At 52.8% G+C, this 25,086-nt stretch carries 20 protein-coding genes and 2 pseudogenes; 14 read left to right on the top strand and 8 right to left on the bottom strand.

Annotated elements, in window-relative coordinates:
- A pseudogene (locus EKM83_RS10180) lies at nucleotides 1-116 on the top strand (IS30 family transposase); the annotation flags it as partial.
- A gap of 184 nt (nucleotides 117-300) precedes the next feature.
- On the opposite strand, the gene EKM83_RS10185 reads toward EKM83_RS10180, so the two are convergent.
- Nucleotides 301-870: a sugar O-acetyltransferase gene (locus tag EKM83_RS10185; RefSeq protein ID WP_125577089.1), complete on the bottom strand. Its 570-nt coding sequence runs from the start codon at nucleotides 868-870 to the stop codon at nucleotides 301-303.
- A 558-nt stretch (nucleotides 871-1,428) separates the two neighbouring features.
- On the opposite strand from EKM83_RS10185, the gene EKM83_RS10190 reads away from it, so the two are divergent.
- Nucleotides 1,429-2,076 (top strand): FusB/FusC family EF-G-binding protein, encoded by a 648-nt coding sequence (locus EKM83_RS10190; protein WP_125577091.1) that lies wholly within the window; start codon nucleotides 1,429-1,431, stop codon nucleotides 2,074-2,076.
- A 215-nt stretch (nucleotides 2,077-2,291) separates the two neighbouring features.
- Nucleotides 2,292-3,227, top strand: coding sequence for a DMT family transporter (locus tag EKM83_RS10195; protein WP_125577093.1), 936 nt, complete (start codon nucleotides 2,292-2,294; stop codon nucleotides 3,225-3,227).
- A gap of 219 nt (nucleotides 3,228-3,446) precedes the next feature.
- Here the strand turns inward: EKM83_RS10195 and EKM83_RS10200 are convergent, their stop codons facing one another.
- Nucleotides 3,447-5,468 (bottom strand): heavy metal translocating P-type ATPase, encoded by a 2,022-nt coding sequence (locus EKM83_RS10200; RefSeq protein ID WP_382337633.1) that lies wholly within the window; start codon nucleotides 5,466-5,468, stop codon nucleotides 3,447-3,449.
- Nucleotides 5,469-5,575: 107 nt separating this feature from the next.
- Nucleotides 5,576-6,019 (bottom strand): CopY/TcrY family copper transport repressor, encoded by a 444-nt coding sequence (locus EKM83_RS10205; RefSeq protein ID WP_125577095.1) that lies wholly within the window; start codon nucleotides 6,017-6,019, stop codon nucleotides 5,576-5,578.
- A gap of 434 nt (nucleotides 6,020-6,453) precedes the next feature.
- Between EKM83_RS10205 and EKM83_RS10210 the strand changes: the two genes are divergently transcribed.
- From EKM83_RS10210 to EKM83_RS10220, 3 genes are all read left to right on the top strand, one after another.
- A complete protein-coding gene (locus EKM83_RS10210; RefSeq protein ID WP_125577097.1) occupies nucleotides 6,454-7,683 on the top strand; it encodes an oxidoreductase in 1,230 nt (409 codons plus the stop codon).
- Nucleotides 7,684-7,785: 102 nt separating this feature from the next.
- Nucleotides 7,786-8,700: a LysR family transcriptional regulator gene (locus tag EKM83_RS10215; protein ID WP_125577099.1), complete on the top strand. Its 915-nt coding sequence runs from the start codon at nucleotides 7,786-7,788 to the stop codon at nucleotides 8,698-8,700.
- 160 nt (nucleotides 8,701-8,860) lie between these two features.
- Nucleotides 8,861-10,126 (top strand): D-alanyl-D-alanine carboxypeptidase family protein, encoded by a 1,266-nt coding sequence (locus EKM83_RS10220; RefSeq protein WP_125577101.1) that lies wholly within the window; start codon nucleotides 8,861-8,863, stop codon nucleotides 10,124-10,126.
- 79 nt (nucleotides 10,127-10,205) lie between these two features.
- Here the strand turns inward: EKM83_RS10220 and EKM83_RS10225 are convergent, their stop codons facing one another.
- The 3 genes from EKM83_RS10225 to EKM83_RS10235 all read right to left on the bottom strand — a co-directional run bounded on the left by EKM83_RS10225 (nucleotide 10,206) and on the right by EKM83_RS10235 (nucleotide 14,447).
- On the bottom strand, nucleotides 10,206-12,779 hold the full coding sequence (locus EKM83_RS10225) for an ABC transporter permease (RefSeq protein ID WP_125577103.1): 2,574 nt from the start codon (nucleotides 12,777-12,779) through the stop codon (nucleotides 10,206-10,208).
- Between the two features lie 9 nt (nucleotides 12,780-12,788).
- Nucleotides 12,789-13,490: an ABC transporter ATP-binding protein gene (locus EKM83_RS10230; RefSeq protein WP_125577105.1), complete on the bottom strand. Its 702-nt coding sequence runs from the start codon at nucleotides 13,488-13,490 to the stop codon at nucleotides 12,789-12,791.
- 567 nt (nucleotides 13,491-14,057) lie between these two features.
- Nucleotides 14,058-14,447, bottom strand: a complete 390-nt coding sequence (locus EKM83_RS10235; RefSeq protein WP_125577107.1) for a DUF2255 family protein — start codon at nucleotides 14,445-14,447, stop codon at nucleotides 14,058-14,060.
- A gap of 382 nt (nucleotides 14,448-14,829) precedes the next feature.
- Between EKM83_RS10235 and EKM83_RS10240 the strand changes: the two genes are divergently transcribed.
- Both EKM83_RS10240 and EKM83_RS10245 read left to right on the top strand, forming a co-directional pair.
- Entirely contained in the window at nucleotides 14,830-15,675 is an 846-nt protein-coding gene (locus EKM83_RS10240; RefSeq protein ID WP_125577109.1) for an aldo/keto reductase, read from the top strand.
- 650 nt (nucleotides 15,676-16,325) lie between these two features.
- Nucleotides 16,326-16,910, top strand: coding sequence for a sugar O-acetyltransferase (locus tag EKM83_RS10245; protein ID WP_125577111.1), 585 nt, complete (start codon nucleotides 16,326-16,328; stop codon nucleotides 16,908-16,910).
- Nucleotides 16,911-17,034: 124 nt separating this feature from the next.
- On the opposite strand, the gene EKM83_RS10250 is transcribed toward EKM83_RS10245, so the two are convergent.
- A complete protein-coding gene (locus EKM83_RS10250) occupies nucleotides 17,035-17,916 on the bottom strand; it encodes a LysR family transcriptional regulator (protein WP_125577113.1) in 882 nt (293 codons plus the stop codon).
- A 112-nt stretch (nucleotides 17,917-18,028) separates the two neighbouring features.
- On the opposite strand from EKM83_RS10250, the gene EKM83_RS10255 reads away from it, so the two are divergent.
- From EKM83_RS10255 to EKM83_RS10280, 6 genes and pseudogenes are all read left to right on the top strand, one after another.
- Nucleotides 18,029-18,397: a DUF2255 family protein gene (locus EKM83_RS10255; protein ID WP_125577115.1), complete on the top strand. Its 369-nt coding sequence runs from the start codon at nucleotides 18,029-18,031 to the stop codon at nucleotides 18,395-18,397.
- A gap of 31 nt (nucleotides 18,398-18,428) precedes the next feature.
- Complete coding sequence (locus EKM83_RS10260) at nucleotides 18,429-18,794, top strand: MerR family transcriptional regulator (RefSeq protein WP_164505649.1); 366 nt, start codon at nucleotides 18,429-18,431, stop codon at nucleotides 18,792-18,794.
- Nucleotides 18,795-18,854: 60 nt separating this feature from the next.
- Nucleotides 18,855-19,508: pseudogene (locus EKM83_RS10265) on the top strand (SDR family oxidoreductase); the annotation flags it as partial.
- 11 nt (nucleotides 19,509-19,519) lie between these two features.
- On the top strand, nucleotides 19,520-20,440 hold the full coding sequence (locus tag EKM83_RS10270) for an amidohydrolase family protein (RefSeq protein WP_125577121.1): 921 nt from the start codon (nucleotides 19,520-19,522) through the stop codon (nucleotides 20,438-20,440).
- Between the two features lie 2 nt (nucleotides 20,441-20,442).
- Nucleotides 20,443-21,450 carry an aldo/keto reductase gene (locus tag EKM83_RS10275; RefSeq protein WP_125577123.1) on the top strand — a complete coding sequence of 336 codons (1,008 nt, stop codon included), beginning with the start codon at nucleotides 20,443-20,445 and terminating at the stop codon, nucleotides 21,448-21,450.
- Between the two features lie 794 nt (nucleotides 21,451-22,244).
- Nucleotides 22,245-23,180 (top strand): aldo/keto reductase, encoded by a 936-nt coding sequence (locus EKM83_RS10280; RefSeq protein ID WP_125577125.1) that lies wholly within the window; start codon nucleotides 22,245-22,247, stop codon nucleotides 23,178-23,180.
- Nucleotides 23,181-23,330: 150 nt separating this feature from the next.
- On the opposite strand, the gene EKM83_RS10285 is transcribed toward EKM83_RS10280, so the two are convergent.
- Nucleotides 23,331-25,061, bottom strand: coding sequence for a hypothetical protein (locus tag EKM83_RS10285; RefSeq protein ID WP_125577127.1), 1,731 nt, complete (start codon nucleotides 25,059-25,061; stop codon nucleotides 23,331-23,333).
- Nucleotides 25,062-25,086 lie beyond the last annotated feature (25 nt).

A 25,086-nucleotide genomic window follows, 5' to 3' on the forward strand; every position in this document is an offset into this window, starting at 1 on the left:
AAGAACTAAGTGATTACCAACTGGTTCAAATCAATTGGTATCTGAATTCACGGCCACTTAAATGTCTTAATTGGCATACACCAATCGAGATCTTCTTGCTTAATTTACGTCATTAAATTCGTTCAAGTTATTTCTTGCAATCTGCCAAAAACATTTATAAACACTGTTATATCAATATATTTATAAAAATAGGCACAAACAAAATAAAATCAATACCATGTACCAGTTATTTACCATTAAAAAGAGCTTGGGAAAATTCCCAAGCTTTAGTACCGCCACTTCAGTTGAGCCACGTTCAGTTTACTTTGCCACCGGCACGTTCTCACGAATCACGCGCGCCGGGCTACCGGCAATGACCACGTTGTCACCGAAGGATTTGGTGACCGTGGAGTTGGCGCCGACTACCACGTTATTGCCTAGCGTGACGCCGGGAAGAATCACCGAGCCACCACCGACCCAGACGTGGTCGCCAATCGTCACGGGTTTACCTAGACCCACGAAGGCGTCGCGACCAGCCGGATCCAGGGGATGGTAGGCGGCGTAAATTTGGACGTGTGGGGCCAGCATGCAGTGGTCGCCAATCGTGACGGGCGCGATGTCCAAGATAACGTTATCATAATTGCACATGAAGTCGTCACCCACGTGAATGTTGTAGCCAAAGTCACAGCGGAAATTGGGCTGGACCCAAGGACGCTGGCCCACTGATCCGAACAGCTGCCGAATCACGTGGTCCTTTTCTGTGGTGGCCGTGTCATCGAGTTCATTGAGCTGCTTGCATAGGCGCCGAGCGTGCGTTTCGTCCGCGGCCAATTCGGGGTCCATGATATTGTAGGGTTCACCGGCTAAGAATTTTTCTTTTTCAGTTTTCATCTGTGTGCGCTCCTCAATTAGGTTGATCCCAGTGTAGCACAGATCCGAATTATTTATCCGGATAAATATCATAAAATTAAATTCATTCAATAGCGGGCCGCCAACTTGTGGTAATCGCGACCCGGCCAGACGATTCACCCCAAAACAAGTCGCGTGACTTAATTTACTCGCCAAGCTAACCGGAGCCTCCAACGCAGCGGTTGTCGGGAGTTATCGTAGAATAGACCCAAAGTCACGGGGCATAACGTGGCTTGAAGAATCTCAGCTTTGTGGAAAAATTAACGGACCTTGCCAGACGACTACCATCAAATCGCGACGACAGGAGGTTCGAAAGCTGGGAGTGGGGGGACTTCGTGTGAGCGAGGTCTCTTTTAGGTTGCACAAGACCAAGGGGTTGCGGTATACTACTAACACTTCAGCTAAAACGGCTGAATGCAAGGAGATGATCGACGATGATGGCATCGTTATTTGTACGGAAAAGTGCTGCTAGTTAGCGACACTTTTCTGCAAGACCTTTCAGAGAAGTGTCAGGTTTGAATCTGAAAGGAAAAAATAAACATGAAACCGACAATCACCGCCTACGAATATAGTTACATCAGACAACAGATCGACGCCTTAGTTAGCGCCTATCTATCAGTTAATGATAAGCACATGCGCCGCGTCGTTCGGGATACGACGTTGGAACGCGTCAAACCCTTGTTACCGCTGGATGAACCCGCCGTCCAAGAGTTCTTGACGCGCCTGCAGCCCGACCGGTTGACCCGGAAGGCTGCCGCTGAAATCGTGCCGTTGTTAGAACCGCTAGTGATTCCTTTTCCGGAGTTATCGACTAAGCAGTTGAGCAAGCTATTTCGTAAGGTGAAGAAGCTCAAGCAGCCTGAATGGGCCACGCTGAACTTACACCAGCTCACGTATCTGGGCTGGAACGACGGTGGTAACCAGAAGAAATATCTGGTGGCGCCGTATCAGGATCGCCTGATTGGGATTCAAGGTGACCTCGCCCCACAAGTGGTCAAGGGCGTCTGCAGCATTTGTCACACGATTGGCAATGTTTCGCTGTTCGTCTCAACGACCAAGCGCTCGGGGCTGGGCAGCTACACGCGTAACGGCAATTACATTTGCCGCGACAGTGACCAGTGCAACCGTCAGCTGACCGATCCGCAAGGCCTCGCCGACTTTATCACGGTCGTGCGGCCGAAAAAATAACTTTTAATGAGACCTCCCTGACGACAACTGTCGTGGTGGGGGCCTTTTTGCCTCCGGTTGGGAAAGCGCTTCACCCTAAAAACTTGGTGAAATTTCCCTGAATCCCCCGAGTTTGGCCAGCAGATTTGTTATAATGAATCTTGCTTTGTGAAATTTAAGAGTGAGAGGGAAATGACTATGTCGAGTGCATTAGCAGAAATCAAGGTGGCGCGGTCATGACGCCACAACATCATTTACGCGGGGTCTTATTGGCCAGTATCGCCTGCATTTTGTGGGGCATTTCGGGGGTCGCCGCGAGCACCTTATTCAAATTGAACCCGCACGTGACGGCCTTGTGGCTCACGCAGGTGCGGATGATCACGGCCGGCATCATTCTGTTGGTGCTGGGCCAACTCATTGGGGTCAAACCGTTTGAGATTTGGCGACAAAAGGCTACGGGCCTGCGGGTCATCAGCTACGGATTATTGGGATTGGTGCCCGTTCAACTCTGCTATTTCGAGGCCGTTAAGTTCGGCAATGCCCCGATTGCGACCATCATTCAGTTCTTGGGGCCGTTCATTATTAGTATTTACTTCTTGTTATTTAAACACGTGATTCCCACGCGACCGGAAATGGGCGGCATGCTGCTGGCGTTTGTCGGCACGCTGTTGATTGTGACCCACGGCCATTTGAACAGCTTGGCAATTTCGCCGGTGGTCCTCTTTTGGGGTGGTTTGTCGGCCATCGGGGTCGCAACCAACACGCTGATTCCGCGGCCGTTGTTGCCGAAATTCGGTGCGGTCTCCGTTACCGGCTGGGGCCTGCTGGTCGCCGGGATTTGCTTAAACATCTTCGGCCCGGTCTGGCAAGACCACGTGACGCTGAGTTGGGCCGGTTGGTCCATGATTGTCATCATCATCGTCTTTGGGACCGTGATTCCCTTCCTGATGTTCGCCCACGCCCTGGGCTATATTCTCCCAACGACGGCCAGTCTGCTAGACGCCTTCGAACCGCTGTCGGCAACGGTTTTCTCCGTGATGTTTCTAAGCGTGCAACTGACTAAGTACGACCTGGTCGGTGGGGCGCTGGTCATCTTAGCCGTCATGGCGTTGTCGTTAAATGGCCACCAGATGTTACGGCTGATTCGGCGTTTCCGGGTTAAAACCGATTAATTCAGGATAAATGAAAGGCGTCGCCAACTAACCAGACAAGTGGTTAATTGACGACGCCTTTTTAGCGTATGAGTATGTCAGTGTTTGCGGCTGCCAAGGGTTCCGCCTGCTATGGGGGACGCCTTCAGTCAAAGAGCGGGCTTTGGCTCGGGGCGTCCTTCCCCAGCGTTCCAGCCTAGAGTTTCACGTAACGGTAGGCGGAAATCAACGACCAATTTTTTACTTTACCGCCACGTCCTTGATTTTCAGCGTCATGGCGTTGATGGCCACGATGATGGTACTCAGCGACATGATGACCGCGCCGACCATCGGGTTGAGCATGAAGCCGATGGGGGCCAGCACACCGGCGGCCAGAGGAATCGCAATCAGGTTGTACCCGGCACCCCACCAGAGGTTTTCGGTCATCTTGCGTTGCGTTGCGCGAGCCAAATCCAAGAACTGAATGACATCGGCGGGGTCGCTGGAGACCAGGATGATGTCGGCCGATTCAATGGCAACATCCGTCCCGGACCCAATGGCCATCCCAATGTCGGCGCGGGCCAGGCTAGGCGCATCGTTGACGCCATCCCCAATGAAGAGGACTTTGCCAGTCTGCTGGTATTCCTGGACCAACCGTTCCTTATCTTCGGGCAGTAACCGCGCGCGAACGTCGGTGATCCCCACGCTAGCGGCGACCTTGTTGGCCGTTTCTTGGTTGTCCCCGGTCAACATGACGGGCGTGATACCTTGGCGTTTCAGTGCGGTGACCAGCGTTTTAGCCGCGGGCTTGATTTGGTCTCCTTGCGCGACGAGACCTAAGACTTGGTCGCCGGAAACCAGGTAGCTGATGGAGTTGCCTTCAGCGGCGAACTTGGTGAATTGATCGTGGTCGTAAGTCAGGTGCTTCTGGTCCAAATAGTTGACGGAGACGACCCCGTACGTGGTGCCAGCAATCGTGCCAAATTGGCCCAAACCAGTTTCCTGATGCGTCTCAGTAGCTGGTGTCACGGTCAGGTTTCGCGCCTGTGCGGCGGTCAAGATACCCGTTGCCAATGGATGACTAGACCCACTTTCCAGGGCGGCTAAATGTTGGAGCACCGCTGGCTCATCTAAATCAGGGGTCAAACTGACCAGGTGATTGACTTTGAATTCACCCATCGTTAACGTGCCCGTTTTGTCCATTAAGGCGAATTTTAAATGGTTAACTTGTTCCATGGCATTGCGGTTCCGAATCAATAAGCCGTTTTGGGCGGCTAACGCGGTGCTCCGCGAGACGACCAGCGGCACAGCTAGCCCCAAGGCGTGCGGGCAGGCAATGACGAAGACCGCAACAGCGACGGGCAAGGCCACGGTCAAATCGGCCACGGTCAGCCAAACGATGAAGGCGAGAATCCCAGCAAATAAGGCGGCGTAGAACAGCCAGCCGGCGACTTTGTCGGCTAAATTTTCAGACTTAGATTTCGCATTCTTGGCGTCGCTGATCAACTTCATGACCTGCGCCAGGTAGCCGGAATCCCCGGTCCCCGTGACGGTAGCGGTCAAGGTTCCCGTACCGTTGACGGCGCCACCAATCAGGGCGTCACCGCTGGCTTTTTTGACGGCCTTGGATTCCCCGGTGACCAGGGATTCGTTGACATCAGAAGTCCCGGTCACGATGTTAGCATCGGCAGGGATTTGTTCCCCAGCCCGAATAACCACCGTTTGACCGACTTGTAAGTCACTTAATTTAACATCGTGGGTGTTGCCTTGGTCATCGACGACGTGAGCGGACTGTGGTAACAATTTGCCCAGTGCATCGACCGCGGATCCCGCGTTCATGACCGTGTTCATTTCAATCCAGTGACCCAATAGCATGATGACGATCAGGGTCGACAGCTCCCAGAAGAAGTTATTGACGACGGGGGTGACGTGGAAAATGTCATTGGCAATCACGGCGTAAATGCTGTAAACGTAGGCGACGCCAATCCCCATGGCAATCAACGTCATCATGGCGGGTCGCTTCATCTGCAGCTCAGCTTTGGCCCCGCTAAAGAAGGGTGCGCCGCCGTAAAAGAAGAGGATAGAGCCTAAGATGGCGACAATCCAGTCGCTCCCCGGAAAAATCAGTTGAAAGGGCAGGGTCATGCCCATCATTGGCGACATCAAGATGACGGGAATCGTCAAGACTAACGAGACCCAGAACTTGCGTTTCAGATTGCCCATGTGCATCATGTGGCCATCGCCCATATCCATATCCATGTGGGTCATGTCCATGTTACTCATGTCTTGGTGTTCGTCTGCGGGCTGGTCCATCGCCATTTTGGTGTGGTCCATGCCCTTCATATCGTGTTGCATATTCATATGACTCATTCCTAAATGGCGGTCATCTTTCATGATTCACAACTCCCTTCACAACCGTCCGGCAAGCAGTCACAGTGGACTGCGTCGGGTGCGGTTGGTAATTTCTTAGCTAAAACGTCAATCAAATTTTGGACGTCTGCCTTGCTCATCTCGGTTTGTTCCAGTACGTGAGCAATCGCGGTACCGCGGTGCATGGCACACATTTGGTCGAGTTCGTTGGTCAGCGCCGTGTCCATGGCATTTTGTTCCGGAATCAGCGGCGTGTAAATGAACTGCCGGCCTTTTTTGGTGGTATCCAGCGCGCCCTTCTTGACCAAACGGCCAATCAAGGTCTTGATCGTGGCGGGTTTCCAATCGTGCTGTTGCGCGAGTAAATTAATAATGGTGCGGCTGTCAGTTTGTTTCAAGGTCCAAACGATCCGCATGACGCGCCATTCCGCATCGGAAATGGTCACGGCTACTGCTGTTGCCATAGCAAACAACTCCTTTGATGAACAGGTTTCTGTTCGATTGATTAGTTACAGTTTACATTTGTAATCGGTCGGTGTCAAGGGGAAGGTCTTGGGGGGAGAAACCTAGTTGAGTTGGGTCGAATTAGTTTTCGTCTGCTGTTTGTCAGCGTGATAGGCTTTGGATTAACATATCAGGATACACAATTAGGATAAAAAGATAGCCTACAAGACGTTCTAGGGCGGACGAAGTGGGGTCTCGCTTTTGAATGGCTTAAGGTAGCTGTCGAAAATTAGCACAGCGCCGGCACGACTGAATCCAGATGGCTATTTGACTAGTTGGTGTATTGAAATTGTCCGGTCATAAGCTGAAGTTATGTTTATTTAACAACTACTTGTTATTAAATTCACAATTCGTGGACTATACTCAAGTCATCAAGCAATGGGAGGAATTACTTATGGCAAAACAACTCACAGATCAGGTTACTTTCCGTCACGGCGCAACGATTAAGAGTCGGTTAGTGCAATCACCAATGCTGACCAATAGTGGTAAAGATGATGGCTATGTGACACAAGACACAATTAATTATTACGCGGCACGGTCACAATCAGCGGGGATGGTCATTGTTGAATACACTTATGTCAGTCATGCCGGGGGTCCCTCCCGTTCTTGGGCCGATGACCGTCTTCAGTTGGGGTTATACAAGGACGACCAAAAGCCCGGTTTTGCAAAATTGGCGCAAGTCTTGAAGAAAGACGGTAACAAGGCAATCCTACAACTGGTCCATTCTGGTCGGGAGTCCAATTACCGGGCCAAACAAGGTGAAAAGGTTTATGCCCCATCAGCCTTTGATTTTGGTTTCCTAGACTATGATGTGACAGAACTGACTGATGCCCAGATTCGTCAAATTATTCAGGATTTCGGGACAGCCACTAAACGGGCCATTGACTGTGGGTTTGATGGCGTCGAAATTCACGGTGCGAACCATTACTTGTTACAGGAGTTTTTCTCAGCTTGGTCGAATCGGCGGACGGACGAATGGGGCGGTCAAAGCTTGGACAACCGGATGAATTTCATCTTGGCGGTCACAGCTGAGGTCTTCCGGGTGGTCAAAACCTATGCACCAAAGGACTTTATCGTTGGTTACCGCATTAGCCCAGAAGAAATTCACGGCGACACGGTCGGGTATGACTATCGCGAGGCTAATCAATTAATTCATAAATTGGCCACAACATTTGATTTTGATTATATTCATCTGTCTTTACCAGCCTACAATGCTCATCCAGCGGGTGTTGCCCAGACTTATGCGGCATTAGCCCAACCGGAATTACCGGCCGAAACAAAGCTCATGATTGTTGGCAACGTTATGTCAGAAGCTGATGCGAAAGACGCCTTGAAGGAAACTGATTTAGTTGCTGTGGGTCGGGCCACGCTGATTGATCCGCAGTTTGGCCTGAAAATTAGTGAAGGCCGTGGTGACGAGATCATTCGTGAGATTTCACCGGAACAAGTGAAACGGTCTAAATTGACCCCCGGGTTAGTGAACTTATTCTCTGATCCTAAAATGGAGCCGCATTTGCCAGGACGAGAATCAATCTACGCCTTGCATCAAGCGGGTTCGCTAGACAAATCAGTTCTGAAGAATGGGACTAGTGCATCGTACAACTTGGATGCTTTTAAAAAGTAATTGCAGTTAGAAAATCAATTAACATAACCAGGACCACGGACGCTGACGAGTTCGCGGTCCTTTGCGGTATAATTAATTTAATCATGGAAAGGTGGGCTGGGGATGAATCTCGAACAAATGGCGTATTTGGTGGCACTTAAGCAGTCGACGACGCTGTCACAAGCTGCACGCCAATTAAATATCAGTCAGGCAGGATTGAGTCAGTCCTTGGATAGCTTGGAGGCAGAACTGGGAATCAAGCTCTTTACCCGAACGCGGAGCGGGACCCGGCCTACTAAAGCAGGCGAGAAAATCATTGGGCATGCGCAGGAGATTGAGGCACAAGTTCAGATGATGCAAAAGCTGGCCAATCAACAGAACGACCTTTCGGAGCCGCCGTTGCGTGTGGGCGTGATGAACGAGGTGCCCAGTTCGCTGCTGGATTGGTTATTGACGTTTCAAGATGAGCAGCCGCAATTTAAAGCTTACCTGAAGGAAGACGATAGTGAGCAGATTATTGCTGGTGTCAAAAATGATGACTATGATATTGGTATTATCGCCGTCAATGCTGCTGAGCAACGAGCGCTACATTCACTGGACTTTCGGGAGATTGGTCAAGGTGAATTTAAGCTGTATATGACAGCTAACCATTACCTGGCTGATTATCCAGACCCAATTCCATTGGCCCTACTGAAAGAACAAGAATTTGTCCTGTTCATTGATGATTATATTAGTGAATTTATGGCTGCTGTGACGACCCAGACCGGGCCACTGAACGTGATGCTTCAGTCGACGTCTTTTCGGGTGGTGTTAGAGACCATGAAAAGGTTCCAGGCAGTGTCTGTGATTCGTGATACGCAGGTACGTAATCGACTGTATGATTTCGAGCAGAATAGTTTGGTTGAACACACGCTAGGCAATCTTGGTGGTAATCTAGCGCGTACCTTTAAATACGGTGTTATTCGGTTACCCGGTAAACGACTGACGACAATCCAGGATGAATTTATTAAGGGCATCAAGTCACTCAATAAATGGTAATTATCCCGCAATTATTACGCCAGATTAAAAATATCGTCATATTATGACAAATACATTTATAAGAAGTTAAAATTTTAGCAAGTTTGGCTGACAAGTTCCTATTCCGCTGTGGGTTTTGTATAATAGAAATCTATCGAAATCGAAAGGGGCGTTGACGCTCGTGGTTCTATTGAAACGTTGGTTGCGGCGCGGAGTGCTTTTGGGTCTGGTCGCAGTGATTTTAGGTGGCGGGCCGGTAGCCCAGGCGGCCAGTAAGACCGTGACCAAGGTGCCTGCACGGGCCGCTTATGTCATGGATGCGCAAAGTGGCCAGGTGCTGTACCAGCAAAATGCCGATAAGCGCTATCCCATCGCGTCATTGTCGAAGCTATTGACCGTGTATTTGACGGTCAAAGCCATCAATGACGGCAAAATCAATTGGAATGATCAGGTGACCATGAGTCGGGACCTCCTGAAGCTCAGTCACAGCTATGCTTACTCCTCACTGCGGATGAAAAAAGGTGAAACTTTTACCGTGAAGCAATTGGTCGCAGCGGCCATGATTGCTTCGTCCAACAGTGCGGCAACGGCGTTAGGCGAATACGTGGCTGGCAACAACGCCAAATTTATCGCACTCATGAACCAGCAAAGTGAAGACTGGGGGCTGGAGGCTCATTTCATCAGTTCCTCTGGCCTGGACAACACCGACTTGAAGGACTACAACTTGGTGTTACCAGGAACTGGCAAGAAGGAAGAAAACTTGGTCTCCGCCAAGGCCATCACGACAGTGGCGCAACATCTGATTCAAGCCGACCCCAGTATCGTCCAGATTTCTGGGAAAAAGGAAGATAAGATCAACGGCACCCCAATTTATAACGAAAACATGTGTCTGAAGGGCCAATCCCACTACGACAAGGCCACTAACATCGACGGGCTCAAGACCGGCTTCACGGAAAATGCCAAACTGTGTTTCACCGCGACGTACACGGTCAACGGTCAGCGGATGATTGCGACTATCTTGGGTGGCGACACCACGTTCTCGGCCATGAATAAGCTGATCAAGCAATTAAAGAAGCAATATCAATTGGCCACGACCACGCTCAATGACCGGCGTATCACGCTGGCTAACGGGCTAGCCACGACCGTTTTAGCCCAGCCAACTAGCAGTCAGGCCGGCGTCTGGTATCAAGACCAAGCGGCCGGGTTGACGACCACGGTGGCGACCAAATTGTCTCCGGCTCAAATGAGTTCGGGTACCGTCAATGCGGGCGACCCGGTGGCCCAAGCAACGGTCACCGATACCAAGACTGGCAAGCAACAAGCTATCACGTACCGGTCGCAACAATCCGTGACGTTATTCGCGGATCGCGTCATTTTTAACGAGAAAGCACAGTCGGATCCATTGTTGAAAACGCTGGTGCAACCGATGACGGCGGCATTTCAGTGAATCAATCAATAAAACAGGCTTCAACTCAATTTTGCATGAGTTGAAGCCTGTTTTTTTGCGCTCTAGACATTGATCACATTTAGTCCACCGAAGACAACGCGTCCAACATGTTGATGCGCTTGAGCTTGCGGTGCATGATCCACATGACCAGTAAGCTAAATGCCAGCGTCAACAGCGCGGCGTACACGTAGCTGACCCAGTGGATGCCCGGCGAGAACATTAGGCTATCGGTTTCGGCCGTGTTGAGGATGTAGGCGTGTAGCCAATTGCCCAGAAAACAACCGAAGAAGATGCCCAATCCCGTGAGAATCAGGTTTTCGCGGAAGATGTACATGGTGACCTCGCCATCGTAAAAGCCTAGCACCTTGATGGTCGACAGCTCGCGAATCCGCTCGGAAACGTTGATGTTGGTCAGGTTGTAGAGGACGACGAGCGCCAACGCCCCAGCCGCGACCACGAAGATGACGACGACTAAGTCCATAGTATCTAGCATCTGGAAGTTATTTTTCTTTTCCGTACTCAGCAGGGTCACGTTCAACATGCCCGGCGTCTTCAACAGGTCATTGGCAAAGGCGTTTTGCTGGCGTTGGCCGTGTTGCGTGAACTGGACCAGATTGCCGTTGTAAACGGGTTTAGCGTTAAAAATCTGCTGGTAGTAACTTGGCGACAAGTAGATGAAATGATTGACGTAGTTCTCCGCGATGGCGGCCACTTTGACCTGGTGGGTGGAGCGGTTGCCCAATTTAACGGGCAACTGGTCACCGACCTTGACGTCGTAGAGTTTGGCCAGCTTTTCGTCGATGATGGCGCCGCGATTGTTGAGGTGATAGGCCGCGTGGCTTTGCCGGTTGCGTAAGACCACGAAGCGGTTGAGCTGGTGGGGCTGTTGCGGCACACTCAGCGTGACTGTTTGGTTAGCCACGCCGGCGCGTTCGACCGTCGCCTGGGATTGTTTCACAACTAAGTCATCTTTGTAGAGTGGTTGGCGGTGTAGTGCCCGGCGTTGCTTAGCCGTTTGGGTGCCGTTGCGGACCACGATGGCGTCGTAGTGCCAGAGCTGGTTGAACTGTTTCACACTGATGTCGCCGATGGAGTCCTTGAGGCCGAATCCCGTGATCATCATTGCCATGCATCCAGCAATCCCTAGCACCGTCATCAATAGGCGTTGCTTGTAACGAAAGAGGTTGCGCAACGTGACCTTGTGATTGAAGTTCAGTCGGCGCCAGAACCAGTGCCAGTGCTCCAGCCACAGCGTTTTCCCGGCTTTCGGGGCCTTGGGCTGCATCAAGGTAGCGGGCAAACTGTGCAGGTCGACGCGAGAAACGGCCACGGCACTACCAATCGTGCAGGCGAGCGCAATCACGAGGGCCACCGTGATGTCGAGCCAAATGTACTGCACGTTGATGGCCGGCAGGTTGTACATGCTACCATAAGCCTGTGCGATGAAGCGGGGGAAGAAGTTTACGCCGAAGCCCACGCCGAGGAGAGTCCCCAGCAGGCTAGCCAGGCCCCCGTAGAGAATAAATTCACTGCCGATGGTGGCATTGCTGTAGCCCAGCGCCTTGAGCGTGCCCATTTGGACTCGAAGTTCGGCGACCATCCGCGTCATCGTGGTCAAGCAGATCAGCGCGGCAATCGCGATGAAGAAGAGCGGGAAGACCGTGGATAGGGCCACGACTCGCTGTGTGTTCTTGTGATATTCGCTATAACCCGGATTGGCGGCGCGCCCGCTGAAGAGGTAGGTCGGCTGCTTGATGCCAGCGATTTGGGCCTGCGCCCGTTTCAGCTGCGCTTGCGCTTTGACGAGCATGGGCGTGGTGGCCGGGACCTGTTGGGCTAAGGCCTGGACCTTGGCGACGGTCGGTGCCAGTTTGGTGCGGGCTTGACGCTGTAGCTGAGCTTGCCGTTGTTTAGCTTGGGGCTTGAGCCAGGACTTGAGTCGTCGGGTGTTCGCCCGGTTCAGGCGATTGTAGCGCGCCGTGTATGGGGTGACGCCCCGCAGATTTTTGAATCCGATATCCAGGCGGCTGATGACGCTGGTCTTGAGCGTGTGCGGCTTGACCAGCGCAAAATAATCCAGCGTGCCCTTACCCACGTTGGTGACGCCCCGAGTCGTCTTTTCAATGTAGCGCGGGGAGTTGACGAACCCAACGATTTTAAACGTCCGCCGGTGAAATTGCCGGTTCAACTGATGCGTGGTGGCGATGCGGTAGGTGGCGCCGAGCTTTAATTTCGGCTGGAGCGTCCGGGCCTGCTGGTCCAACACGATTTCGTTGGCGTGACGGGGGAGATGGCCGCTGACCACGGTCAAACGGTTGAGCGACCCGCTCGGCAGTTCCGCCACGCGAACGGTCTGATTATTGTTTAACTGATTGATGTCTAAGTATTTGACGGCCTGGTAGCTGACCTGGTCGCGATGGCGGCGCAGAACGGCTAGGTCACGTTTGGTCAGGCCGGCCGTGGATTGGACGCTGTTGGTCGCCAAGTTTTGGTCGGTGTAATAGTCCGTGGCGGCCTGCAACATGTCTGGCCCCGTAGCGCGAATACCGGTATAAAAGGCCACGCCCAGAAAAATAATTAAAATGATAGAAATGAAGCGGGCTTTGGAATGACCAATTTCCCGCCAGAGAACTTTCCAAAAGGATTTTGTCATGGTCATCACCTACCATTCAATGTCGGCGATAGGCGTCGGCTGCGGGTTCTGCTGGATGGATTGGACCTGAGCGTCGTTGATGTGAATAATCTGGTCGCCCATCTTGGCAATCGCGCCGTTGTGGGTCACGATGATGACGGTCATATCAGTCTGGCGAGCGCCGTCCTGGATGACTTGGAGGACCTGCTTACCGGTTTGATAGTCCAGCGCGCCGGTCGGTTCGTCGCATAGCAGTAGCTTGGGATTCTTGGCAATCGCGCGGGCAATGGCGACCCGCTGTTGTTCCCCACCAGAGAGTTGGGCGGGAAAATTTTTGGCCCGGTCCGCTAGCCCGACCAGCCGCAGGGTTTCGTCCACGTCGCGGGCATCGTGGGTGATTTGCGAAGCCAGCTCGACGTTTTCGCGGGCGGTCAGATTCGGTACTAGATTGTAGAATTGAAAAATGAAGCCGACGTCTTGGCGCCGGTAGGTCGTGAGTTGCTTGGCGGTGAACTGGGCGATGTCGGTGCCGTCGATCAGCACCTGGCCGCTGGTGGGATTGTCCATGCCGCCGAGGATGTTGAGCAGCGTGGATTTACCGGCACCACTGGGACCGAGGATCGTAATGATTTGACCGCGATCCACGTTGAATGAAATGTCGTGGTTGGCGATGGTCTCCTGGTCGCCTTGAATAAATTTGCGGGTTTCGTGTTTGACTTCGATGTAGGCCATGTGCAGGTCTCCTGTTCTGATAGATTAAAGATACTAACGGTTGAAAGGTAGAAAATGGCTAGAGTCATTGTTGCGGAAAGACTCATAGCGATAAAATTAGTTGTTTACAGCCACGTCGCGCGAACTGGCCGCCTACCGTCCGCCAAATATGGGTTGGAACGCTGGGGCGGACGGGTCGAGCCAAATATGGGTTGGAACGCTGGGGCGGACGGGTCGAGCCAAAGAGCGGTCTCGACGCCTCGCCTTTGAGCCGCAGGTCACGTCTCAAAGACGCCAGTTGTCTAAGCAGCATGAACCGCGCCGCTAAGACAACTCCCACGGCTGAACCCATATTTGGCAGACTCTCGGCTACAAGTGTGCGTACCAGTAACAATCGGCTTAGCCCCAGATGTCAACTGAGATATTAGTGGCTCTTTCAACCTTCAGTTAAAGATACTTTAATTGTAGGCGGAAACTAGGATCAGCACAATGGTAATCGGTTACATTCTAGGAATCCGTTGTAGACAAAAACCCGCAACGACTAAGCGGCGTGGGGACGTGCTTAGTCGTTGCGGGCTGCTGTGCTGCCTAGCGAGGTAGCACGTGAAGCGTGGCGTAGGTTGGGCCAGCGGAAATCATCTTAGGCAGAGAATTTTGGCCGTCGTACTTGGCCTTGTAGGCTGCGGTGATCTTGGCATCAAGGTCAGCGGAGTGGTTGACCATTTCAAAACGGGCGGTGAAGTCCTGGTCGCCCACGCTGATTTCACCAGCATTTTGGGCGGTAGCGGCCATAAACCACTTGGTTTGGTCGCCGTTCCAGCCGCGGGAATAAACGTTACCGTCAACGACGACTTCCCAGACCGGCGATTCTTCTTCAAAGGTCGTCATGTCAGGGTTGTAAGGCTTCATGGTCAACGTCTTGTTGTTCAAGAAAGTAGCTAATTGTGCTTGAGTCCATTGTGTTTTAGTTGTATCCATTTTTAAATTCCTCCAGGTTGTACTGCGAATTCAGGTCATCGGTCGTCATCCGCGCCTGCGAGAACGCGGGAAACTTTTTTATCTTTCACTTACGATTAGTAAGTATATGCCGATTAAATATAATTGCAAATGCTAAATTGGATTATTTTACCAAATACTATCTGAATTCAAGGGCTTGCGAATATTTTGTCCTCGTGTTAAAACCAGTCATGCCAGGCGTTATGATGATTTAACAGGTGATTAGTGAACAAGCATAAAAATTTTTGAAATAAATTAACTGATTGGGTGATAAATCACGAAAAAAGTTGGCAAATTCCCTTGCCTTAGTCCTACACGAAGGGTCTATACTCAGATTCATAAGCCATGAAGGAGGAATTTGAATATGCCAACAATTACAGATACGTTTACCTTAAACAACGGTCTCAAGATGCCTAAAGTCGGGTTTGGTACCTGGCAAACGCGTCCCGGTAAAGAAACCGTCGATGCCGTCAGCAATGCCTTAAAGGCTGGTTACCGGTTCATTGATACGGCCAAGGCCTACCAAAACGAGCAGAGCGTCGGTGAGGCGATTGCCGCCAGTGACGTGGCCCGCGAAGACATTTTTGTGCAAACGAAGCTGCCCGCTGAATCGAAGTCTTATGATGCTGCGATGGCTGACTTTGATAGTAGTTTAGCCGCATTGAACCTCGATTATGTGGATTCTTATATTATTCACGCGCCATGGCCATGGGCCCAAATGGGTTCCAACCATGATGCTGAGAACCGTGACGTTTGGCGCGCCCTGCAAGACATTTACAACAGCGGTCGGGCCAAGGCGATTGGGGTGTCGAACTTCAATACGCACGATTTGGAAAATCTGTTAAATTGGGATGGCTTAACGGTCAAGCCAGCCGTCGACCAGATTCAGTACTACGTGGGTCATACGCAAGACTCCATCGTCAAGACGGCGGAAGATAATCAAATCGTGGTGCAAGCCTACTCACCACTGGCAACCGGTGGCTTGGTCGACAGCCCAGAACTGGAACGGGTCGCTGGCAACTACGGCGTTTCGATTCCACAACTGGCACTGCGCTTCGTCATCCAAAATGGCGTCGCCCCACTACCAAAAGCCCGTGCTATGAGCCACGTGGAAGCCAACGCGCAATTGGACTTCGAAATCAGCGACAAGGACATGGCCTTCTTGAACCGGTTAAAGGATGAAGACGGCTATCACCCAGTTGGAGATTAAGGAAAAAAAGAGTGTGGAGCGAGCCGGTTAGACTCTGAGCATTAACGTAGCTAAGGGAATTCCCCCGGGTTGGGGGAATTTTCTTAGCTGGGTTAAGCGCAGGAGTCTGGCTCGCGGAACACGTTTCAGAGGCCGCCAGTTTCCGGATATGCAGGCCGAGAGTGGCCGTAACGCACCGAGAAAGTATTACCATTAAGGAAATGACCCTGGTTCTGGGTTATTTGCTTAGCGTTGTTAAGTGGAACCAGCTGCCCTGCGGAACACGTTTCAGAGGCCGCGGGTTTCCGGATATGCAGGCCGAGAGTGGCCGTAACGCACCGAGAAAGTATTTGCTTAGCGTTGTTAAGCGGAACCAGCTGCCCTGCGGAACACGTTTCAGAGGCCGCAGGTTTCCGGATATGCAGGCCAAAGGCGGCCGCTAAGCCTCAAACCAGCTTAACTAGCAACACCCAAACCACTAACAAACAGACAAACAACTTAACTAATTCAGTAAAAAACAGATTCGCCACTCCCCCGTAGCGAATCTGTTTTTTTGCACTATTGTTCAATAACTATGTTGAAAATGTATAGATAAGCATTTAACATAAGCATTTGCTATGGAAATAATCGACCACTATACTGACTCTTATTCACTAACGGAGGTAATGCACATGACAGAACCAGCAATCTTCCAGCGCGCTTTGGCCGGTCAGCCGCTTGATTTTAGGGGAGCCGATTTTCAGGAAATCGACCGCACCGTTCAACGCACCCAGGAATTATTGAAGCGATTTAACACTCAAGACCAAACGCCGGCCCAGCGCCGGACCACACTCAGTCAGGTCGTCGGTTATCCGGTACCTGCTTCGGCGGAAATCAATGCGCCTGTTCACAGTGATTTTGGTCCGCACATTTTTATCAGTGAAGACGTCTACGTCAATCAAGACGTGATGTTTACCGACTTGGGCGGTATTTACCTGGGGCGTGGCGCTTTGATTGGCCCGCGAGCGACGCTGATTACGGTCAACCATCTGGAAGACCCAGCTCACCGACGCGATGTCCAGGCTAAAGCGATTCACATCAACGACAATGCCTGGATCGGTGCCGGCGCCATAATTTTACCTGGGGTGACGGTCGGTCAAAACGCCATCGTGGGTGCCGGGGCCGTCGTCACCAAAGACGTTCCGGCTAACACAGTAGTTGTTGGCTCACCCGCCCGTGTGTTGCGGCGAGTCAAGGGTGCCCCGATGGAAGATTAAAGCAATTAACCCCCAGACTAAAACAGGCAGTAGAGTCTCGCGTAGAGATTCCGCTGCCTGTTTTGGATGGACAAACTAAAATTTAAAAACGCGTAACGGCAGGCGACCAGCACCGACCAAGCCATCAATCCGCAGTCGGTGCCAGTTCGCGGCGGACTTGGTCCAGCAGCGCCTGGGCGGCCGCGGACAAGCGTTGCCCCTTCAACCACACCAGACTGGCTCCTGAAGAAATGCGGGGGGCCAGCGGCAAGAAGGTCAAATCGGACTGATTGGTGTTGATGATCCCGTCCAGTCCCAGCGCGTTACCAACCCCGGCGGACACCAGTAGCGACGCGTTGTAGAGCAGATTATAAGTCGCGGCGATGGTCAGGCTATCGCTGGTGAAGCCAAATAAATCGTGAATCCGCTGGTCGCCACCCTGTTGGGGCAAAATCAAGCGTGACTGTGCCACGTCGGCCAGACTGACCGTGGCTTGTTGAGCCAGCGGCGAACTATTTTGGACCAGTAACCCCCAGCGACTTTCCCCGGGGAGTCGACAGAAATCGTAATCGGACTTGTCGATGGGCTCCATGACCACGCCGAAGTCAAAGACGCCAGCGACTAACTGGCGGTGGATTTCGGCGGCGTCCATACTGATCAGGTTGACGCGGACGTGAGGGTGCTGGGCGTTGAGGTGGCCGATGGCTTGGGCGACCGTCAACATGCTACGGGCCTCGGCACTACCGATGTAGACGGCCCCGCTGATGTCGGCTTCTTGGTGAATGTTAGCCAGTGTTTTGTCCGTCAACGACAGAATCTGCTTGGCCTGGTGGGCAAAGTATTCGCCATCCGTGGTCAGCTGAATGGTGCGATTGCCGCGGACGAATAGGGTCGTGCCCAGCTCGTCTTCCAAATCCTTCAACTGGCGCGACACGGTCGGCTGTGAGACGTGGAGCCGCTCGGCCGCCTGGCTGATATTTTGTTCCTGCACGACCATTAAGAAGTAGCGTAAGACCCGCAATTCCATGGTATCCATCTCCTATAACTAATTTGTATACCTTTTGATTTAGTATAAGTATTAGACAGATAAGAAGTCAAGCCGTAAGATGGATCCTGTAAACGAATGAGGAGGGCGACACATGAGGCATTGGACGCCAGAACAGTTACAACGATTCGCGGTCGCCGATGACTTGCGGGTTTCGCCATTTTACAGTGATGGCAAGACTTACGGGACGCCGACGTGGATCTGGTCGGTGGTCGTGGCCAACCATCTGTACGTGCGGGCCTGGCACGGCCAACGCTCGTCGTGGTACCAATCCGCCATCCAGCAGCGTGCCGGGCGTATTTACCTGGCAGGGCGGAATTACCCGGTCAGTTTCACCCCGGTAACGGACCGGACGACCGCAGTCGATGCGGCTTACCGCCAAAAATACGGCCAGAGCGCTTACCTGTTACCGATGATTCAGGCGGGGCCTCAAGCCGCCACAGTTGAAATTTTTCCGCGCTAACGGATCCCATGAATGGACAGGAGGTTGTCCCGTGAAAATCAATGAAGCAGCAACCCGATTGCACACTAGCGCTTGGACGCTACGGTATTATGAAGAGATTGGCGTTCTGGCACCAATCGCCCGCATCAGTGGCATGCGTGATTATCACGCTGACGACCTGGCGCGGATTCGCGAAATCTTGGACTTGCGAGCGTGTGGCGTTTCTCTGGAAGACATCAAGCGATTTCTCCGGTTGGAAATGATGCCGGATTCCGCCGCGGCCCAACGTGAGTTATTGCGCGGTCAAGCCAATGATTTGCGCACCCAGATCACCGCGTTAGAGGCAACACTGGGGAGACTGGAAACGAAAATCGACACGCTGCCGGACCGCAAATTGGTCGTCAATGGGAGCAATTAAGTAAGCTGGTCAATCACTTGCCTTCGCCCCACACGAAGGGGCTAAGCTAAGGATAATGAGGAGGAAATACCCATGACAAAAATTTTAATTCTTGGTGCTCACGGCGCCATGGCACAATTACTTACGCAACGGTTGTTAAATGAAACGACGGACACGCTGGTCTTGTTCTTGCGCAATGCAGCGCGGCTGAACCAGTACGCGGATAATCCGCGGGTGACGCTGGTCGACGGGGATGTCCATGACACGGCGACAGTGGCTGAGGCCATGGCTGGTGTTGATGTGGTTTACTCTAACCTGGGTGGCGAAGACCTCGACGTGCAGACACAAAGCGTGGTTGACGCCATGAAACAGGCACACCAAACTCGCTTGATCTACATCAGTTCCTTGGGTGCTCACCACGAGGTTCCGGGAAAATTTGGCGAATGGAACGAACGCATGATTGGCGCGTACCTGCCAGCCTTTCGAAAGACTAGCGAGTTGGTGGAAAAGTCTGGACTGACCTACACTGAGATTCGGCCGGCCTGGTTGACGGACAACGACGAGGTCGACTACGAAGTCACCACGTTGGCGGATGGCTTTAAGGGCACCGAAGTCTCACGGCAAAGCGTGGCCGACTTCGCCTTGAAGGTCATCAACGACCCAAGCACCTATCAAAACAGTAGCGTGGGCCTGGACAAGGCCGGCACGGACGGCGACCAGCCTAGCTGGTATTAAGGAGTGCAACCATGACAGTGATCGACGTATTTGCCCACATTTTGCCGCCGAAGTTTTTAGCGCAAATGCAGGCGTTGAAGCCGCAAATTTTGGACCAGTTTCCTTACATGAAAAATGCCTTATTAACGGACTTAGACCGGCACAAAGCCAGTCTGCCGGCCGACCATCAACAGGTCTTGTCAATGGTCAACTTGAATCCGGAAGACTTCTTTGAACCAGACCAGGCGGCCGAGTTATGTCGGCGAGCCAACGCCGAATTGGCCGATATCGTGCGGGCCAACCGGGATGTCTTTCCGGCAGGCGTGGCAATGTTGCCAATGAACAACGTGCCCGCGGCGCTACAGATTATCGATGAGCAAGTGGCCGGCAGTGATGCGTTGGTCGGCGTACAGCTGTTCACCCGGGCCATGGGTGAGTCGATTGCCGCACCGGTCTACCAGCCGATTTTTGCCAAATTGGCTGAGGTGGGGGCGCCCATTTGGCTCCATCCCGTCTTTGATGACCGCAAGCCTGACAACAACCTGAGCTTCAGTTGGGAATATGAGCTGACGCAGGCCATGGATGGCCTCGTGGCGGCGGGGATTTTCCGTCAATTTCCAGAGCTCAAAGTCATCGTCCACCATGCTGGCGCGATGATTCCGTTCTTCAGTCAGCGCATCAAGTACATCCAGTCGGCAGCGAACTATGCTGACTTTCAGAAGTTTTATGTCGACACCGCCATTTTAGGCAATCCGCAAGCCCTGGACCTGGCCGCCGATTTCTTTGGTCATGACCACGTGTTGTTTGGTACGGATTCACCATTTGGCATTCCCCCAGTCGGTCCGACCGCAGTAATCGAAGACGCGGTCAAGCACATGGCGTTGTCGCCGGCCGACCAGCAACAAATTTTCAGTGGTAATTGGCTGCGACTTAGCGGCCAGAAGGAAGCGTAAAGATGAAGTATACCAAGTTAGGACATACAGGATTAGACGTTTCACGGTTGTGCTTGGGCACGATGGGCTTTGGCAACGCGTCGACGGGGATGTTTCCCTGGGCGGTCGACGAAACGCAGAGCACGGCGGTCATCAAGCAAGCCTTAGACCTAGGCATCAATTTCTTTGACACGGCCAATATTTATTCCCACGGGGATAGTGAACGGTTCGTGGGACAGGCGCTGAAACGCTTGGCACACCGGGACCAAATCGTGCTGGCGACCAAGGTCTTCTTCACGCCAGAACAAGCGCCCAACGTGGCGGGGTTGTCGCGCAAGGCCATCATGTCGCAGATTGATCAGAGTCTGGAACGCCTGCAGACGGATTACGTGGATCTGTATATCATCCACCGCTGGGACTATCAGACGCCGATCGAGGAAACCATGGAAGCATTACACGACGTGGTGAAGTCTGGTAAGGCCCGCTACATTGGGGCATCAGCGATGTTTGCTTGGCAATTTGAAAAGGCCCAAGCAATCGCGGAACAACACGGTTGGACCAAATTCGTGTCGATGCAAAATCACTTGAACCTCTTGTACCGTGAAGAAGAACGGGAAATGTTGCCGCTGTGCGCGGACCAAGACATTGCGGTGACGCCATACAGTCCGTTGGCATCCGGCCGTTTGACTCGTGATTGGGCGGGGGAGACCAAGCGTTACGTCACGGATGATGTCGCCCGTTCCAAGTATGACGACAGTAAGCAATTGGATTTGCCAATCATCCAGCGCGTCGGTGAGATTGCCGATAAATACGGCGTGGACCGCGTGCAGGTCGCCTTGGCTTGGTTGCTACAAAAGCCAACCGTCACGGCGCCCATCATCGGTGCCACCAAGGCCAGTCACCTGACAGGCGCGGTCAAGGCGTTAGACCTCAAGTTGACCCCAGCAGACGTCCAGTACCTGGAAGAACCGTACGTGCCGCATGAACTGGTCGGGCCATTGACGCGTGATCAAATGAATTACCAGCGTTAAGTTGAAACGTAGACCAGCTGTCTTTGGTGCACGTTTCGGCTAGGCAAATTTGGTAAACGAAAAGAAGAATTAATGGAGTGACTCCTAGAGCGACAGCGTTTTGTCCACCAAAATTGGTGAAACCAGAGGCCTGCGTCAGCCAAGGTTCCGCCTGCTCTGGGGAACACCTCCAGCCTGAGAAGCGGTCTTCCGGTTCGCTTGAAAGCCTGGCAAAAGTCACCAGTCTCTCAAGTCGTCCCACGCTGTAGGCTGAGAAAGAACCTCAGCCAACACCGTCGTCACAGCTGGCTCCACCTTGGCTGCCTCCGGCGGGTTAGTAACCATCAGCAACATTGTGTTAGTCGAAGACCGGTTGCCAATTTAGCTGCAACTTGGAACTAAATCAACTGTGACTAGAACGTACTCTAGTAGCCGGGAGTCCGTCAAATATGGGTTCAGCCGTGGGAGTTGCCTTAGCGGCGCGGTTCATGCCGCTTAGACAACTGGCGTCTTTGAGACGTGCCCTTCGGCTCAAAGCGAGGCCGAGACCGGTCTTTAGGCTCGGTCCGGTCCGCCCACCGCGTTCCAACCCATAGTTGGCGGACGGTAGGCGGCCAGGTCTCACTAGGATTCTGTAAACGACTAATTTTTATGCTATGAATGGTTCTGTTTAATTAAAGCCAATGACACCGGGATTCAGTGCCCCACCAACCGTTTAGCTCAGTATGATGGCTCAGCAAGGCAACCTAATCGTGAGAGTTGTGCCGCCACGAAGCGGTATGCTAGGCTGAAAGCTAGAAAGGGGTTTTCACAGAATGACAGAACCGAAGATTGCTTTAGGAACCTGGGCGTGGGGCGACACCGCGTCTGACAGATATTTTGGTGACACATTGTCCGCTGCAAGCCTGAAGCCCGTGGTGACGGCGGGGATGGCCAATGGCTTTACCCTGTGGGACACGGCTTACGCGTACGGTCAGGGGACCTCAGAGAACTTGGTCGGTGAGCTGTTGGCACCTTATCCGCGTGAAAGTTATCAGTTGTCGACGAAATTCACGCCACGGATGGCCGGCACTGGTGACCACGAAATGGCCGATATGCTAGCCGGGAGTTTGCGGCGGTTGCGTACGGATTATGTGGACCTGTACTGGATCCACAACCCGGACGACGTGGAAAAATGGACGCCGGAACTGATCCCGCTAGTCCAAAGCGGCAAGGTCAAGCGCGTCGGCGTGTCTAACCATAACTTGGCGCAAATCAAGCGGGCCAACGAAATTCTGGGTGAAGCTGGGATTCAAGTCTCGGCCGTACAAAACCATTTCAGTCTGTTGTACCGGTCCTCGGAACGGGCGGGCATCATCGACTATTGCCGGGAACACCACATCACATTTTACGCGTACATGGTTCTGGAACAGGGTGCGTTGACGGGACATTATGACGTAGATCACCCGTTGCCAGCCGGCAGTGAGCGAGCCAAGGTGTACAACGCCGCCTTGCCCCAGTTGACCAAGCTGACCGCGGCGATTAAGGCTATCGGCGAGCGACAACACGCCTCGATTGCCGAAGTCGCGACCGCCTACGCCTTGGCCAAGGGAACGACGCCCATCATCGGTGTCACCAAGGAAAAGTACATCGCCAGTGAATTGCGGGCGGAAAAGGTTAGCTTGACGTCCGCCGAAATCAACCAGCTGGAGGACCTGGCCGCTCAAACACAGGTGGACACCAAGGGCTTTTGGGAAGCACCAATGATTTAGTGTAAATGAAAAGACTCAGCAACCAATTGAGGCCGCTGAGTCTTTTAATTTGGCAAAAATCAAAATTCAAACACAATCCAACGAAAACTGACCGAAGTAGGTGGTCAGGGATGACAAATGCCCGGCCAATTTCGTTAGTAACAGTAAGGGCTACTTAAACGTCTCGTTGGTAAACGACTGGACAGTTCCGGTCTTGGCTTGCTTGTTGACGTTGGCGGTCAATTTGACTTGGTCGCCGGCCTTGAGTAACGCGGCCTTGGGGTAATCACCGGTGCCGACCGACCAGAGATAGTCGTTGCCCTTGATGGCAAATAGTACGCTTTGGCTACTGCCATTCGGGACGATGGCGACTCGGGAGACGATGCCGTTGACCTTGGTCAACTTGGTGGCGGTCGAACTAGCCGTGGAGCCAGCGGCCGCTAACTGAACGCGGTACTGATCGAGTGCTTGAGCGGCCGTGGTGGCGTACGCCTTGACACTTTGGTCAGCCGCCTTGATGTAGGCGTAGCTCCGGAAGGCCCCGGTGGAGTCGAGCAGTGAGACGACCCAGGTCGGCGTGCCGTCGATGTTGTACATGATGGGCATCGTCGCCGACCATTTCTGCGCGACATATTCCTTTTCGGCAATCTTCTTGGCGCCGTCACTGTCCATGACGCCGATATTTTTACCGGTGTAATACGTCAAGGTCCCGGTCCGCGCGTTGATCATGGAGTACCCCATGGTCGAATCGGCGCTGGTCTTGGGTGAGGTGAAGTCGTTGAAGTACGAAATATTGCCGTGCTTGTCCGCGACTGGCGTAACGCCATCCTCGGTCCCATTGCTGTTGGGCAGCTTAACGCCGGTCTTGTTGAAGTAGGCGTTGAAGAAGCCGTTGCCGTAACGGCCGAAAATCTCATTCATTTCCGCGGCGGTCGACGAGGCGATGGATTCGTTGATAAACGCGGGTGCTCCGGCGGCGGTGTACAACTTTGTCGCGCCGGTCTTGGCGTTTAACACGACCACGTGGAGGCTGCGGTAGTTGATACGTTTAGACACGCCGCGGGCCTTGTAGACAGTTTGGATGAAGAAGGGTTCCCCCTGGTCGTTGACTTCCAGTTGTGGCTGGCCTTCTTGGACCCAGCTGGGGAAGCGGTTGTAAATGACTCGTTGGGCGTCGTCAAAGAGGTAGGCACTCGGCGTGTATTTCATGGCTTGCTTGACGAAATGCGGTTCGGCGTTGACGTTGGTGGCGTCGATGGTGAAATACCCCGGCGTCACTCGCGCGCGTTGCCAGCGCCAAAAGCCGTCGAACTCGACCGGGGCGATATAGACGGTCTTGCCCTTGACCACTTGCGTCTGTAAGTCGCCCAGCTTGTAGTACGACGTGTTGGGCACCGTGCTCATGGCCTTGTTCATCTTGTTGCGGACGGTCTTGGGTGAAATGGCGATGGGCGTGCTGTTCTTGTCCAACAACGGCGCCGTTTTGACCGTCTTGATGTGCAAGGAATTGTAGACGGCTTTGACGCCAAAACGCGTTTGCAGGGACCCGAACAGGCCTAAGACTACCAGTACGGCCAAGACGCCCACGGCAAGTTTCGTCCCAAAATTAATACGGGGTAAGTGGAAACTAAACGGCGAATTGCCCCGCCGCTCGACCTCGACTTTGGCCTGAGGACTGTTGAAAGCCAGTAGCGGCAGATAGAAAATGCCGTAGATCAGGTTCATCCCAATCAGACTGGCGGGCGTCTTGCTGGGGAGTGAGATGAAAACGATGCCTAACGCCACCAAATAAAAAATGACGTAGGTGCCGACCAGTAACCGCCAGCGCTCGGGCCGCTGAATGCAGGCCAAAATGGTCATGCCCAGCGCGGTCAGGGTGCCGAATAGTGCAACTAAAAGCATAGAATAACTCCTTCTTGGATTGACT

The sequence above is a fragment of the Levilactobacillus angrenensis genome, from assembly GCF_003946085.1.
In the GTDB taxonomy this organism is placed as follows: domain Bacteria; phylum Bacillota; class Bacilli; order Lactobacillales; family Lactobacillaceae; genus Levilactobacillus; species Levilactobacillus angrenensis.

Coding starts and splice junctions, on each gene's coding strand:
- EKM83_RS10185 (WP_125577089.1), bottom strand. CDS start 870: ATGAAAACTGAAAAAGAAAAATTCTTAGCCGGTGAACCCTACAATATC.
- EKM83_RS10190 (WP_125577091.1), top strand. CDS start 1,429: ATGAAACCGACAATCACCGCCTACGAATATAGTTACATCAGACAACAG.
- EKM83_RS10195 (WP_125577093.1), top strand. CDS start 2,292: ATGACGCCACAACATCATTTACGCGGGGTCTTATTGGCCAGTATCGCC.
- EKM83_RS10200 (WP_382337633.1), bottom strand. CDS start 5,468: ATGAGTAACATGGACATGACCCACATGGATATGGATATGGGCGATGGC.
- EKM83_RS10205 (WP_125577095.1), bottom strand. CDS start 6,019: ATGGCAACAGCAGTAGCCGTGACCATTTCCGATGCGGAATGGCGCGTC.
- EKM83_RS10210 (WP_125577097.1), top strand. CDS start 6,454: ATGGCAAAACAACTCACAGATCAGGTTACTTTCCGTCACGGCGCAACG.
- EKM83_RS10215 (WP_125577099.1), top strand. CDS start 7,786: ATGAATCTCGAACAAATGGCGTATTTGGTGGCACTTAAGCAGTCGACG.
- EKM83_RS10225 (WP_125577103.1), bottom strand. CDS start 12,779: ATGACAAAATCCTTTTGGAAAGTTCTCTGGCGGGAAATTGGTCATTCC.
- EKM83_RS10230 (WP_125577105.1), bottom strand. CDS start 13,490: ATGGCCTACATCGAAGTCAAACACGAAACCCGCAAATTTATTCAAGGC.
- EKM83_RS10235 (WP_125577107.1), bottom strand. CDS start 14,447: ATGGATACAACTAAAACACAATGGACTCAAGCACAATTAGCTACTTTC.
- EKM83_RS10240 (WP_125577109.1), top strand. CDS start 14,830: ATGCCAACAATTACAGATACGTTTACCTTAAACAACGGTCTCAAGATG.
- EKM83_RS10245 (WP_125577111.1), top strand. CDS start 16,326: ATGACAGAACCAGCAATCTTCCAGCGCGCTTTGGCCGGTCAGCCGCTT.
- EKM83_RS10250 (WP_125577113.1), bottom strand. CDS start 17,916: ATGGAATTGCGGGTCTTACGCTACTTCTTAATGGTCGTGCAGGAACAA.
- EKM83_RS10255 (WP_125577115.1), top strand. CDS start 18,029: ATGAGGCATTGGACGCCAGAACAGTTACAACGATTCGCGGTCGCCGAT.
- EKM83_RS10270 (WP_125577121.1), top strand. CDS start 19,520: ATGACAGTGATCGACGTATTTGCCCACATTTTGCCGCCGAAGTTTTTA.
- EKM83_RS10275 (WP_125577123.1), top strand. CDS start 20,443: ATGAAGTATACCAAGTTAGGACATACAGGATTAGACGTTTCACGGTTG.
- EKM83_RS10280 (WP_125577125.1), top strand. CDS start 22,245: ATGACAGAACCGAAGATTGCTTTAGGAACCTGGGCGTGGGGCGACACC.
- EKM83_RS10285 (WP_125577127.1), bottom strand. CDS start 25,061: ATGCTTTTAGTTGCACTATTCGGCACCCTGACCGCGCTGGGCATGACC.